Genomic DNA, 13173 nt, shown 5'->3' on the forward strand with positions numbered 1-13173 from the left:
ACGGCCAGCTTCCATCCACCCACGCCGGACACGTATACCATCGACATTTCGCTCAACGGCGTGCTGATCGCGGACAACCCGTTTTCCGTGCGAGTTCGGCTGTTTTAGTGCGGCCGTTTCTCGCTTGACCCCCTCTCGTACGGGGGGTATCTTGCACGCCCGCAGCGCCCTGGTGGTGAAACTGGTAGACACGCTATCTTGAGGGGGTAGTGCCGAAAGGCGTCGCGGTTCGAATCCGCGCCAGGGCATCGCATCGGGGGCGCACCGCCGTGCGCCCCCGTCTTGCTTCTCCGCCACTGTAGCTCAGGGGTAGAGCACTCGATTCGTAATCGAGCGGTCGTCGGTTCAAATCCGACCAGTGGCTCTCGGCAGCTCGCTCCGCGATCGTCACCGCCCGCCAAACTTGGCGGGCGTTTTGATACCCGGCTGTGCGTAAGGCTCTCGCGCCAAGAAGCGCCTATTGCTGTGGGCTTGTGAGAGGTCTCCTGTTCAAGCCTGCGCTGCTCGCGGCCTCGGCGTCCCGTATGTGGCATGCACCCTGTCGGCCGTTCGCATGAGGACCCATCTTACAATGCATTGACCTGCCCGCTCTCCCGATCGGAACGAGAAGGGGCAGGCACGGATGGGCACGCACCCCTGGGCCAATCTCCGGCGCTACATCGACAACTCGCCCTATTATCAGGCGGACAGCATCATGACCCCGCTCCTGATCGTGCACGGCGATCACGACGCGGCGTACCACGACGGCCAGAAGCTGTTTACCGCCCTCCAACGACTCGGCCGGCCGGCGGAGTTCGCCTCGTATGCGGGGCAGGGCCACGTGATTTACGAATGGACCCGGGCCGCCGCGGTGGACGCGGCGCGTCGGATGGTGGCGTTCTATGGGAAGCACCTGCGACACTGAGGCCGGCGTGCAATCGCTTTCCTTCCCGCTAGTCCCGCTCCGCCCGCCCCAGCCCCACCTCGAACGGCGCCCGCACCACCAGCCGGTACGAGTACTCCCACTTGGAGTGCCCCAGCGCGATGCTGTTGAGATCGTCGAACCGGTGGAACCGCAGCTCCGTGTCCAGGGTGATCGCCGACTCGATGGTGGTGCGTCGCGCGATACCGTACTCCTGATATCGCCGGCTCGAGCGGTAGTACGCCGGGTCCGAGCCCGTCGACCCGTAACTGTTGTCCCCTTCGTCCGACAGGAAGTCGCGTCCCCACCATTGGATCGTGAACAGCTCGGCCCACCCATGCGGCGCGATTGACCCCCGCACGTAGGTGCCGTGCCCATGATCCGGCCTCCCCGCCGGAGGAAACGCCTCGATGTTCCCGTGGCTCCCCAGCAGGAACACCGCGAGCTCGCTGGCGCCAGCCACCGGCAGCCCGCCATGCACCCGAACACCACCGGCCGCGACCTCGTTGTTGGTGACCGGCACGCCCGCGGTGTAGAGCTGCCCTCCGTGGTGCAGGCCGTGCCCCTGGAACTCGAGCGTCAGATATGACGTCGGCCGGGCGTGCAGCAGCAGCCCGTAGTCGAACACCTCCCGACTGTCCCGAGTGTTGAGGTGCTGCCAGTCGATGAAGATCTCCCCTCCGAAACTGTGCTGGTCCTCCCGCCACTGCAGCCCGTACTCCACCGGACGGGTGAACTCGAGGGTGCTCACCTCGAGCGGCTCGAGATAGCCGTGGCGGTCCTCGGTCACCAGCGTGCCCAGCACGCCGAGGGAGCTCTTGGTGCGGTAGCGGAACCCGAGCAGCGGCTTGACCGTGTCGAGAAAGTCGCTCCGGCCGCTCAGATGGTTGCCATACGCGCCGAGGATGATCTCGGTGCGAGGGCCCAGCACGGCGGACAGGTAGGTCTCCAGCTGCGCGCCGAGGATGGTCTGCCCGGTGCGGTAGGGATTGAAGAATTCGGTGTTGTCGCCGTAGAAGATGACGCCGCTCTTCCAGGCGAAGGCTTGCGCGATCGCCGTCCGCGGCCCGGCCACGAGACAGGCCAGCGCCACACATGCGGTCCGGGTCAGGCGGGGTCGGGTCGTCATGGCCCTGCGGGTTGAGAAAGGAGCTCAAATCTAGCGAGCGGGCGCGCGCCCGCCAAACGCGGAGATCGCTCCAGGCCCGCTTACGGCCGCTCTACCCGGGGGAGCACGTGAAGCACCAGCGCCAGCAGGAGGGTGGCCCCGACCGCCAGAATGAAGCGCCCATACCCCACCGCGATTCCGATGGCCGCGGTGGCCCAGATCGAGGCGGCCGTGGTAAGCCCCAGGACTTCTTCGCTGTCCTTGGCGATGCGGATGACGCCACTCCCGAGAAACCCGATCCCCAGGGCGACGGCCTGGATCACCCTGATCGGATCGGACCGAAGCCCTTCGGGCCGCGCCGCGGCATCGTCGAGCTCCATCGTCCCAATGGCGGTGTAGAGCGCGGCCGCCATGCAGACGAGCATGTGGGTGCGAAAGCCGGCGGCCTTGCCCGCGTGCTCCCGTTCCCAGCCGATCACCGCGGCAAGCCCGCCGGCGAGGATGACACGGAGCAGGAGCAGCGTTTCGAAGCGGGCCGTATCCCCCAGAGACATCCGAGTCCGGTCACCCGTTAGGCAGGGACCCAGCGGCGGCACCGGCAATGGCCGCAGGAGATCGACTCCGCGATGGCCCCGGCCGTCTCCGGCTTGGAGAGTGTTACGGTGATCTGAAAGCCGCACTCGAGGCACTGCAGGGTGACTGGCATCGTCTCCTCCCAGGAGTCAAGGCTGAGAGATAGACGATTGGGGGCGGGCCCGCCGTGCGCCGCAACACAGACGGCCGGACCGGAGCGACTTGGGCTTAGACGATGCGACCGGTGGTGAGGAGCTTCCGGAGCGGGTGCCTGCGGTAGAGCGGCTGCAGCGCCAGATAGCGCGCCATGACGCTGGTCCCCGGCACCAGCAGCTCGTAGTGCTCCAGCAGGTCGCTCGAGGCGGCGGTGGGGTCAGCCGCGGCGGTGGTCTGGAGGAAGTGGATGGCGAAGGCGACCGCCTCTGCCTGGTGCTCGGAGATGCTCTCGTGTCCGTAGCGCTTGGGGTCCTGAATCGGGGGTACGCCCTGCCACAGGATCGCGAACTGCGCGGGCGCCCGGGCCTGCCACCGGTGGGCCAGCTCGTGGGCCAAGGCGTGCCGCATCTGCGCCTCGCTGCCGATGTGCCAGGGGTCGAGCGAGAGCGAGTCGCGGGACGCGATGTATTCGCCGAGCCGGCCCGCGCTGCGCCCGCGTTCACCCACCAGACCGAACGGGCAGCTCGGCCGCCCGAAGAGGGCATAGAGCGAGTCGGCAAAGCTGCTGCGGGCGAGTGTCTGGACCGAGCGGGTGGCCGACGCCGTGTCGCCCACGCTCACCACCGGCCCGTACACCGCCCACTCGCGCGAGACCAGGCTGTCCAGCCAGGCCGGATGACCGGCCACTTCGAGCAGGGGGCCCGGCATCCGGGTCTCGAATACCGCCCCGTCCATCCGGAACAGGTACACCGTCCCGCCGCCGCGCTCGGTGGCATACGCCAGCGAGACGGCCGGCGCACGCCAGAGCCGTCCGCCCGATTGCCGTACCGGACCGATCAAAGGAAAGGTGGCGCGGACGCTGTTGTCTGCGGAATGAAAGACCAGCCCGCTGTCGGTCACCAGCACCTGGCCGCGGAGGGGCGGCAGGCCGCGAGGCGAGAGATAGCCGTCGATGGCGATGCCTCCGCCCAACGCGGCGCGGCCACCGGGAGCCACGGGCGCAGCAGGGTGGAGCGTATCTCCGATGTCCGGCCCCATCGCGGCGTAGCCGGACACCTGAGCATCCGGCCGCGGCGTGCCCGCCGGGGACGCGAGAGTGACCGCGAGGGCGAGGAGGCTCCGGACGGAGACCGTCAACGCTGGGCGATGATGCTCTGGTCGACCGCGGGCGGAAGCTCCGCCGCGCTCGCCGGGTTCACCCAGGTGGAATGCACCAGCAGGACGGTGAGGGCCAGGATGAGAAACAGCATGGTGCCCAGTACGGCGATCGCCACGCGGGTGGACACCGGGGCGGTTGGAGCAGTCTGGCTGGCGGCAGCGGCACTCAGGGCGGCGGACATTGGATCCTGGCGAGTCGGTGAAGGGTGAATGGATCAGCCGGGGATGCGAAGGCGCATTCCGGCACGGATGACGTCGCGCGAGCGCGAGAGAGCATTGGCCCGCCGGAGCGCCAGCACCGACACCCGGTACCGCCGGGCGATGCCGGTCAGCGTCTCGCCCCGGCGTACCCGGTGGATGCCGCGACCGCCACGGCGGTGCGCGTGGGAGGAGCCGATGGTGCCGGTGGCCTGCATCGCCAGGCGGGACGGAACGGCCACCGCCGGAATGACCAGCCGTGTGCCCTTCGCCGCCCAGGCCGAACGCACCCCTGGATTGGCCAACCGGATCTCGCTCGCCGGGAGGTGATAGCGCGCCGCGACCGAGGTGAGCCGCTCGCGGCGCCGAGGGGCGTAGGAGAGGAAGTGCACCCGGGCCCTGGCCGGGAGCGCGGCGTACTTGGCCGCGACCGTCGGGCCGGTGCCGGGAGGAAGCCGGATGACCATGCTGGAATGCGGCGGAGTCGCGAGCCGGAGATACTGGGGGTTGAGCTGATGGATCTCCGTAACACTGGTTCCGGCCAGCCGGGCCACCACGTCGAGTCCGGTCGCCTCGGTGACCATCAGCGAGTCGTAGGCGAACGGAGCGTCAGACACCGGCGTCAGCCCGTAGCGCGCGGGCTCTTTCGCGATCAAAGCGGCCGCGATCAGCTTGGGCACGTAGTCCTGGGTCTCGGCGGCGAGGAGATCGTTGGACGCGAGCCGGAAGAAGGCGGCATCGCTGGTGACCAGGTTGACGTCCGCGGCCACCTCCAACTCCTCGGCGGTGGAGTCGGCCTCCGCCAGGGTGCTGTCGTCCTCCTCGGCCAGGGTGTCGGGGTCGGCCGCGGTGCTGTCGGCATCGGTGGTGTCGGATTCCGCGCTGTCCGCCTCAGGCGTGTCCGCCACGGCGGGAGCGTCCCACTCCAGCTTTCCGAGACTGCGGGAGACCTTGCCAGCGCCGGCATTGTAGGCCGCCGCGGCGAGATAGAGTGAGCCGAACCGCTGGCGCAGATCGCTCAGATGACGAGCGGCGGCGTCGGTGGCCTTCACCGGATCGCGCCGCTCGTCCACCCAGGAGTCCACCCGGAGGCCGTAGCCGCGGCCAGTTCCCCGCATGAACTGCCACATGCCCACGGCGTAGGACCGGCTCACCGCCTCGCTGGAGTAGCCGCTCTCGATCAGGGCCAGGTAGCCAAGGTCGCCGGGAAGCCCGGCGGCCTCGAATCGCTGGCGGATCATCGGCTCGAAGCGGGCGCCGCGGGCAAGGAAGACCTGCATCCGAGACCGGGCGGGGGCCTGGAAGTAGCCGAGGTAGAACTGCACCCGCGGGTGGCTGGCGAAGGTCTTGACGTCGATGTCCCAGCGGACGCGCTGGGCGTCGAAGGCGGGGACGACGGCGGGATCCGGTGCGGTCACGGCCAGATCGTTCAGCACCACTGCGTCCGCGGCGGCCTCACCGGACACGGCCGAGAGATCGACCACAGGCACCAGTGAGTCCTGCACCGCCGCGGCAACCGGCTCCGCGCTCGGTGCGGGCGGAATGCCGGCCGCACAGGCCGTAGCGCCGAGAAGGGCGGTGCAGAGGAATAGCGATCGCTTCATGTCGACTGGCGGAGAAGGGGGCTGGCGATGGCGCCCGGAATCGAGGGTCGAAAGAGCACAAAACGGGCCGCCGGACGAACAAACCCAACCCATTGCAGCTCAGTGAGTTGCGGCAGCAAAACGGGACGATGCGTGAAGTGGCACCGGCAAACTTCGGCGCCGTCTGCAAAACGCGCTATTTTGCGGCCCGATGACTCTCCCTCTCGCGCGCCACGATCCCTACGCCTCGCTCCGCATTCCCAACTTCCGCTGGTTCATCGTCAGCCTGCTCACGATGAACGTGGCGACCCAGCTCCAAGCCGTCGTGGTTGCCTGGCAGATCTACGCGCTCACGCACGACCCGCTCTCGCTCGGCCTGATCGGTCTCGCGGAGGCGATCCCGTTCATCGGTTTCGCCCTGCCGGCCGGTCATGTGGCGGATCGGTCCCGCCGACTGGCCATCGCCCGGATGGCGCTGGTAGCGCTGCTGGTCTGCTCGGTCTCGCTGCTCACCTTCACCATCCGGCGGGGGCTAATCCATGAGGGCCAGGTGTGGCCGATCTACCTGGTGATCTTCCTGAGCGGCATCGCCCGCAGCTTCCTCCAGCCCGCGCGCACCGCCCTGAGCGCTGAGGTGGTGCCCCGGCCGCTCTACCCCAACGCCGTGACCTGGCGCAGCTCCACCTGGCAGCTCGCCGCCGTGCTGGGTCCGGCGCTCGGCGGCCTGATCTATGGCTTCGGGACGGCCACGGCGGCGTATGCGGTGGACGTCGGACTGATGCTGGTCGCTCTGGTATCGATCACCCGGATCGATCACGTCCGCAAGGTCCCGCCTCCCTCAGAGGATTCGGTGCTGCAGAGCCTGGCTGGCGGAGTGCGCTTCGTCCGGCGGCAGCCGGTGGTGCTCGCGGCGCTCGCGCTGGATCTGTTCTCGGTGCTCTTCGGCGGAGCCACAGCGCTGCTCCCGGTCTTCGCCGATCAGATCCTCCATGTGGGTCCAAAAGGCCTCGGCGTGCTGCGGGCGGCGCCGGCAGCCGGCGCGGTGCTGATGTCGCTCGTGATGGCTCACCGGCCGCCGCTCATGCGGGCGGGACGGACTCTGCTGGTGAGCGTCGCCTGCTTCGGGCTGTCGATGATCGGGTTCGGCCTCTCGCGCAGCGTTCCACTCTCGCTGGCACTGCTGGTGCTGAGCGGCATGGTGGACACGGTGAGTGTGGTGGTGCGCTCGACCCTGCTGCAGGTGCTGACCCCCGACCATCTGTTGGGCCGGGTGTCTTCGGTCAACGCGATTTTCATCGGAAGCTCGAACGAGATCGGGGCGTTCGAGTCGGGGGTGGCGGCGAAGCTGCTGGGCACCGTGCCCTCGGTGGTGCTGGGTGGGATGGTGACGCTGGCAGTTGTGGCGGTGACCGCGCTCAGGGTACCTGAGCTTCGACGGCTGCGGGAGATTCGTTAGAAGGGCGGGAAGGACGGGAAAGGCGGAAAGGAGGGGAAGGTTTCCAATCCCTGCACTTCCGAACCTTCCCGCCTTTTCCGTCCTTCCCGCTGCCGGCCCGTTACGCCGCGGACTCTCCGGCGCGGTTGGCCTTGCGGGTCTCCACCTGCCGCTTGAGCCAGTCGATCTGGTCCTTGATGGTTTGCCGAGTGGCTTTGCTGGCCAGCCAATCGAAGGCCCGCTTCCGCTCCTCCTCGGAGAAGACGGGCGACTCCGCGAGCCGCTGATAGAAGGCGACCTGCTTCTCGGTGGGCGCGTGCGGGCCGACCCGGCTGATCGGCTCGGCCAGGGGTGGCTGCAAGGTCGGGGTGGGCGCGGGCGCTGCCGGCGCGGGCGCTGGCGGCGCGGGCACTGCCGGGACGGCCTTGTTGACGCCACGAAGAGTGCCGGTCCGCGCCTCGACCACGCGTGCCTGGCCGTGCTGCCTGGCGCTGGCGATGACCTGGGCCCGCACGTTGCCCGGAATCAGGCGGAAGCGCGCGTTCCGCGCCGCCTTCATGGCGCCGGCCTCGTACCAGTGCGGATTGAGCTGCCGGCCGCGCTGGGCCACGATCTCTTCACCGGCGAGAATCCGGCGAACGAAGTCGCGGATCTGCCCCTCCTGAAAGTTTTCCGCCATCCAGCCGAGGTAATCCCGGCCGTCGTCGGTGGCGAGCAGCTCGCGGTAGGTGCTTCCCTTGTACTTCTTGCTCGGGACCTTGGCGTCGAGATCGAGCTGCGCCGGCTCGTAGTAGAGGGGCTGACGCTTGACGCCGATCACCTGGTCCAGACGGACTTCCTGTCCTGCGGGTGACACGGCATAGCGGGCAGCCTTCACCTTGAACAGCGCCTCCCGATCTTCAGCCTCCCCGATGACTTCGTATTGGAGATCCTCTTCCCGGATGACCTGTCCCTGGGAGACGAGCGCCATGCAGCATTCGTCCACCCCGGTCTTGGACAGCCCCACGACTTCCTGGCCGCCTTCCTTCACCACGTACACCAGCTCGGTGCTGGCGACCCCCTCGAGCTCCTTGCGGAGCGCTTCCTCGTCCATCCGGTCCATCAGTTGAAACGGATCCCATGGCGCCGCCGACGCGGCGGGGACCTCAACGGCATTCGTCATCTCTGACATCGTCTCACTCTCCAGCATCCGATTACGTGTGGGGACACGCGGAGTGTCCGCGGTCCGCTTCCGATTCCATTGCCCCGAATACCCTGGGGTCCCTCCGTTGGGCCCGAGCCTCTGTGCCGTGGTGTCGCCACTGGATTCCGGGTTCCGAGGTCGCTGGGGCGACGGATCGGACCTGCGCATATTGCCAGGGCGCAAATCGCGGGTGAGAGAGCCGAAACGTGCGGTGGGAACTCACAGCGGCAGTGCGGCCCGTCCCCTCACGACCCAACGTAAGATACAAATTAACAACAACTTAGTTGCTGTCAAGACAGTGTATGTCGTGTCCTGACAAGGGGTTCTGGCTAGGCAATTTCAATAGGGGAGGGGGCTATGAAACGGAGGGTGGGTGGGACCACCTAAAAGCACGAGGGACCGGCGTTCCGGTCCCCCTCAGGCTTCCATCATCGGTGAGCCGAGCTCACTCATCGCTGTCCTCTTTCTTGTAGAGCCAATACTCCGGACCGGCGAGATTTTCCGGCCAGTCCCCCAGGTGCACATCGCCCCGCCACGCCTCCGGATCTCCGCCTTCCAATTCCGAGTCCGGTGTGTCCCAGGGAAGGTCGCCTTCGCCCTCCCACGGCCTTCCATCGCTTTGACTCATCGCCCTCTCCTCCGTTTCAGCCTCGGTGTGTTGGCGCCCTGCGCCGAAAGTCAAAGCAAGTGCCGGGCCGGACCACCAGCCCGCTGGATCCTTAAGGGGCCCCTCTAGTATCGGAGTAGGGCGGCAGAGCATGAGGTGGGGCGAGTCACCGGGCCCAGGGGTGGGCTGGCCGGGGCCCCGTTCCAGGGGTAGTCTCGCAATCTGCACCCGGGCATGGCGCGGAGCCCAGGTACGCCGCCCACCGGGCCTTCCCTCGGGAATACCTTGGAGATACACTTCCGCTCCTCGTAGTACGGGACGTGGCGCAGTCCGGTAGCGCACTGCAATGGGGTTGCAGGGGTCGCGGGTTCAAATCCCGCCGTCCCGACTCTGGCCGACCTTCGGGTCGGCCTTGTCGTTGCCGGACCCAGCCACGCTCACTTTCCTCAGCTCGAGGTACTCATGCGATTGCTCCCACTGTTCGGCGGGCTCATGCTGCTGGCGGCCTGCGGGTCCCGCGACCGCGCTCCCCGCTCGGAGACCGCCCAGGCCGGCGGCCCGCCGGTGGACATTACGGCCGTGACGCGAACCGCCTCGGGCCTGGGATACAAGGACGTGACGGTGGGACAAGGCGCCGAGGCCACACCGGGACACCAGGTGAAGGTGCACTACACCGGCTGGCTACTGGACGGGAAGAAGTTCGACAGCAGCAGGGACCGCGGCGAGCCGTTCGAGTTCGGGCTCGGCGCCCACCAGGTCATCGCCGGGTGGGACGAGGGAGTGGCGGGGATGAAGGTGGGTGGCAGACGCACACTGGTGATCCCGCCGGACCTGGGATATGGCGCCGGTGGAGCGCCGCCGGATATCCCTCCAGGAGCAACGCTGGTGTTCGACGTCGAGCTCCTCGACGTACGGTAAAGCGAGCGCGCTACTCCTCGGCTCGCTGCAGCTCCACTCGCCGATTCAACGCCCGGCCCGCGGGCTTGCGATTGTCCGCCGCGGGCCTGCTCGAGCCGAACCCGCGCGTATGGATCCGCTCGGACGGAACTCCCCGGCGCACCAGGTAGCGCCGCACGGCATCGGCGCGAGCGAGCGATAGGGCAAGGTTGGCCCGCCGGCCGCCAGTGGCGTCCGTGTGTCCCTGGATCTCCACCACCAGCTCGGGTGTGGCCACGAGCCGTTCCGCCAACGAATCGAGAGCCGGCCGGAACACCGGTGAGATCCGTCGCGATCCCCAGGGAAAGCGGGCCGGCACCCGGTGAGGGCCCAGGATATCACGATCGAGATCGATCGTCTCGACGGGAGGGAGCACCGCGGGCTCGGGCGCCGCGTGGCTCTCTCCGATGGGAGCGCTGCTCTCCTCGCTCGGGGCGTCGGACGTGTCCGGACTCGCCGCGGGCGGCGCGGCAGGTGGCGGGGAGAGCATCGGCTCCGCCCGGCGAAGCACGAATTCCGCGGGCGCGTCCCGCCCCTCGGGCCGGGCGTCGATTGCCGCCGGGCCGTGGACCAGCTCCCAGCGTCCCGGGAAGAGGAACTCGGTCAGCAGTATCGTCACCGGTAGTCGCCGGGGCCGGCTGTCCCGCAGGAAGAAAACGCCTTCCGCATTGGTGAAGACCACCTGTCCGCCGAGGTCGAGCGCCGCGCCTTCTACCGGGGCGCCGGACTCGTCGCGGACCGTGCCGCGAGCGACGTAGCGGGCGATGCCGGTGTGGAGCTGAAGCGGCTGCGCTCCAGTGGAGGAGCCCATGTAGAGGAACGTGCTGCCCGAGGCAGAGTAGTCCATCGCGCCATCCGGGCGCATGTAGGTGCCGAAGTTGGTCGAATAGCTTCCCAGTTGCAGCCGAGCCGTGAGGTTGAGCGCGCTCCGAAACGGTTTGAACGGCTGGAACGGCTGGTGAACGATCTGATAGTCCACCCCGAACTCCCCGATCCCGGTGATCACGCTGGCGCCGAAGAGCACCGTGGCCCGGCGGTCGCGGTAGCTGATCTGCTGCATCAGACCGAGGTGCGGGCCCACGTGCCAGCGGAGATTGGCGAGCGGCGTGGTCGCGACCGGCTGCCCCTGGGGCCGACTCTGCAGAATGAAGAGCTCCGTGTCGAGCCAGGAGCTGAGCTCCCGGCCGAGGGCAAAGTAGGAGCTGAGGTTGCGGATCCCCTGCGAGCGGGAATCGTAGATGCCGGCGGTGACCCGCCAGTCGCTCAGCCGCCCGCCTGCGAAGGCCGAGTTGCCGCTGGCCCGCACGGCCGGGCGCGAGTCGGCCGAATCCTGCACGAAGTTCTGCCGGGCCACTCCGACGCTGAAGGCGGGCGTGAGATCGTAGGTGACGACTGCGTTCTCCCGATCGTTCTCCGTCTGGTAAGGCGACGGTACCGCCACCCTCCGGAATCGGTCGGGGTTCCAGGCGTACGCCGCGCGAACGCCGAGGGGCCCATGGCGCCACTGGGCGCTGGAGGCGGCATAGGGCCGGTCGGACCCGATTCCGCCTGCCAGAGCCGCCGTGAAATCGGGCGACGGCTGCCATTCGAGTCCCGGCACCACCGTCTGGCGCTCCGCGACCACTGCCGTGCCGCTGAGCCGAAGCACCGGGGATAGTCGCCGCGTGACGATGAGCGCCCCGAGCGGGCGCTCCACGCTGGTGGGCTGAAAGGTCTGGGCGCCGAGGCCGCTGGAGCTGGCACCGCCGAACAACGCATAGGACGTGCGCGCGTCTCCGCCGGTCCAGCCGGCGCCCTGGACGAGCAGGTTGTGCCCGCTGTTGAAGATGTCGGTGGGGAATCGGATCTGAAGGACGTCGTTGCCGAGCCTCAGCGTGTCGCGTCCCACCGAAGTACGGAGGAAGGCGCCCACCCGGAGTCCATCGAGGTAGCCGATCCCGATCCAGCCGTCCGCTCCGGGCCGCCAGAAGTTGGCCGTGGCCCCGTAGCCGTTCACCAGGGTCGAGCCGCCGCCCTCGAGCTGCACCACGGTCTGGGCGGCGGCAGGAAGGATGGGCGCCGTTACGAGCGCGGCGAGCAGGAGCCCCAACGGACGGCGGCGCAACATCGGCTCAGGGTGCCGCGGCGGAGATGGGCGGCGCGAGCATCGTGTCGAGCGTAAACTTGGCGGTGCGAACCATCACCCTGGTCGGGGGCTCGGCCCCGGCCCAGGACGACTCGACCCAGCGCAGGCTGTGGGGGAAGATGGGGAAGCCGCCACTCGCCCCGGAGCGCGCATGTCCGTCCGTGGCGGTCAGCTCGATGATCCGGCCCAGGCGATCACTTCGGTTTTCCAGCTCCACTCGCACCCGCCGGCCGGAGGAATCCATCTCCATCGTCCGCACCAGCACATCGCTGGATTCCAGCCGTCGCTTCTGATTCAGGTAGACCACGTGCGGCAGCAGGATACGGACGTTGAGGCCGTTGTCGCTCCGGGCTCCGGTCATCGCGCTGATGATGTTGAACCACGCCGGCAGGCTGTCCGCACTGGCCTCGTAGAACACGGTGTACGATGCCCGCGGAGGAATCCGGAAGCTCATCGCCGAGAGCTTGAGGTGGAGACGCGTGGTGTCGAGCGGCACGTCCACCACCTCGCCCTGTTCGGTCACCCGGAACCCGCGGACCTCGAGCACCACGTTGAGCGGGTACAGGCTGCCGTTGCTGAGCCGGAAGCTGGAGCTGGCATGCTCCTGGTATTCGGCGATCGGTGGAGTGACGGACTGGGCGGGGAGGAGTTGGGGAACCAGCAGCAACAGGCCGGCGAGCCGGGCCAGCCGGCTAGCCGGGCATCGAACGCGCCCGACGACTGCGATGGGAGCACGAAGCCAACGCATGGGACCTCATTGGGTGATCGCTACCAGATTGAGCGTCCGGGGGTACGTCCCCGCGATCAGGTCGGGCCGATCGATCAGGTCGATCCGGACCTGGATTCCATCGCCGCGGCCGCTTCCCGCCTCGAGCGCAGGGATGGGCGGAGTGAACAGCCTCACGCTGCTTCTGGACGCTCCCGCGGATCCCGGCGCCTCGACGAACGCGACCAGGGAGACCGCCACGGGTTCGGCGGGGTCAGCGCTCCATGAGGTCGCCACGGGAATGGGGACATCCCCAAGTTTGGCCGCGGCGCCGCCGGGCAGCGTCACGGATACACTGGGCAGACGGGTGGCGATCAACGTCACGGACCGAGGGACGGAGGCCAAGCCGACTTGAGCGGCCAGCGGGGCCGTGTGGAGCAGGATCGCTCCGGCCAGCAGGGGGGCGGATCGGCGCATTGGCCGAAAGTACGGGCCGGAGCGGGA

The 13173-nt window shown here is 68.3% G+C and carries 14 protein-coding genes and 3 tRNA genes; 6 read left to right on the forward strand and 11 right to left on the reverse strand.

The window, feature by feature from the left end; genetic code table 11:
- Positions 1-166: 166 nt before the first annotated feature.
- From VHR41_16850 to VHR41_16860, 3 genes are all read left to right on the forward strand, one after another.
- Positions 167-248: transfer RNA gene (locus VHR41_16850), tRNA-Leu, on the forward strand.
- 44 nt (positions 249-292) lie between these two features.
- Positions 293-364, forward strand: a tRNA-Thr gene (locus tag VHR41_16855).
- 258 nt (positions 365-622) lie between these two features.
- On the forward strand, positions 623-904 hold the full coding sequence (locus VHR41_16860) for a prolyl oligopeptidase family serine peptidase (protein ID HEX3235868.1): 282 nt from the start codon (positions 623-625) through the stop codon (positions 902-904).
- Between the two features lie 28 nt (positions 905-932).
- Here VHR41_16860 and VHR41_16865 read toward each other — a convergent pair whose 3' ends face one another.
- From VHR41_16865 to VHR41_16890, 6 genes are all read right to left on the reverse strand, one after another.
- Positions 933-2030, reverse strand: a complete 1098-nt coding sequence (locus tag VHR41_16865) for a hypothetical protein (GenBank protein HEX3235869.1) — start codon at positions 2028-2030, stop codon at positions 933-935.
- An 80-nt stretch (positions 2031-2110) separates the two neighbouring features.
- On the reverse strand, positions 2111-2563 hold the full coding sequence (locus VHR41_16870; GenBank protein ID HEX3235870.1) for an MgtC/SapB family protein: 453 nt from the start codon (positions 2561-2563) through the stop codon (positions 2111-2113).
- A gap of 17 nt (positions 2564-2580) precedes the next feature.
- Positions 2581-2715 (reverse strand): hypothetical protein, encoded by a 135-nt coding sequence (locus tag VHR41_16875; protein ID HEX3235871.1) that lies wholly within the window; start codon positions 2713-2715, stop codon positions 2581-2583.
- A 95-nt stretch (positions 2716-2810) separates the two neighbouring features.
- The gene (locus VHR41_16880) at positions 2811-3875 is read right to left on the reverse strand and encodes a hypothetical protein (GenBank protein ID HEX3235872.1); all 1065 of its coding nucleotides are present in this window, start codon (positions 3873-3875) and stop codon (positions 2811-2813) included.
- Positions 3872-4078, reverse strand: a complete 207-nt coding sequence (locus tag VHR41_16885; protein ID HEX3235873.1) for a hypothetical protein — start codon at positions 4076-4078, stop codon at positions 3872-3874. The genes VHR41_16880 and VHR41_16885 overlap by 4 nt, the downstream gene beginning before the upstream one ends.
- Before the next feature lie 33 nt (positions 4079-4111).
- Positions 4112-5698, reverse strand: coding sequence for a transglycosylase SLT domain-containing protein (locus VHR41_16890; GenBank protein ID HEX3235874.1), 1587 nt, complete (start codon positions 5696-5698; stop codon positions 4112-4114).
- A 190-nt stretch (positions 5699-5888) separates the two neighbouring features.
- Here VHR41_16890 and VHR41_16895 point away from each other — a divergent pair, with 190 nt between their 5' ends.
- Complete coding sequence (locus tag VHR41_16895; protein HEX3235875.1) at positions 5889-7133, forward strand: MFS transporter; 1245 nt, start codon at positions 5889-5891, stop codon at positions 7131-7133.
- Positions 7134-7233: 100 nt separating this feature from the next.
- On the opposite strand, the gene VHR41_16900 is transcribed toward VHR41_16895, so the two are convergent.
- Positions 7234-8274 (reverse strand): hypothetical protein, encoded by a 1041-nt coding sequence (locus VHR41_16900; protein ID HEX3235876.1) that lies wholly within the window; start codon positions 8272-8274, stop codon positions 7234-7236.
- Positions 8275-8740: 466 nt separating this feature from the next.
- Positions 8741-8923 carry a hypothetical protein gene (locus VHR41_16905; GenBank protein HEX3235877.1) on the reverse strand — a complete coding sequence of 61 codons (183 nt, stop codon included), beginning with the start codon at positions 8921-8923 and terminating at the stop codon, positions 8741-8743.
- A 293-nt stretch (positions 8924-9216) separates the two neighbouring features.
- Here VHR41_16905 and VHR41_16910 point away from each other — a divergent pair.
- Positions 9217-9290: transfer RNA gene (locus tag VHR41_16910), tRNA-Pro, on the forward strand.
- Between the two features lie 74 nt (positions 9291-9364).
- Positions 9365-9820: an FKBP-type peptidyl-prolyl cis-trans isomerase gene (locus tag VHR41_16915; GenBank protein ID HEX3235878.1), complete on the forward strand. Its 456-nt coding sequence runs from the start codon at positions 9365-9367 to the stop codon at positions 9818-9820.
- A 10-nt stretch (positions 9821-9830) separates the two neighbouring features.
- Here the strand turns inward: VHR41_16915 and VHR41_16920 are convergent, their stop codons facing one another.
- From VHR41_16920 to VHR41_16930, 3 genes are read right to left on the reverse strand one after another with little or no spacing between them, the layout of a single operon-like run.
- Positions 9831-11945 carry an OmpA family protein gene (locus VHR41_16920; GenBank protein ID HEX3235879.1) on the reverse strand — a complete coding sequence of 705 codons (2115 nt, stop codon included), beginning with the start codon at positions 11943-11945 and terminating at the stop codon, positions 9831-9833.
- Between the two features lie 4 nt (positions 11946-11949).
- A complete protein-coding gene (locus tag VHR41_16925) occupies positions 11950-12711 on the reverse strand; it encodes a hypothetical protein (GenBank protein HEX3235880.1) in 762 nt (253 codons plus the stop codon).
- 6 nt (positions 12712-12717) lie between these two features.
- Entirely contained in the window at positions 12718-13146 is a 429-nt protein-coding gene (locus VHR41_16930) for a hypothetical protein (GenBank protein ID HEX3235881.1), read from the reverse strand.
- Positions 13147-13173 lie beyond the last annotated feature (27 nt).

Source organism: Gemmatimonadales bacterium, from assembly GCA_036265815.1.
Taxonomy (GTDB): domain Bacteria; phylum Gemmatimonadota; class Gemmatimonadetes; order Gemmatimonadales; family GWC2-71-9; genus CAVVWJ01.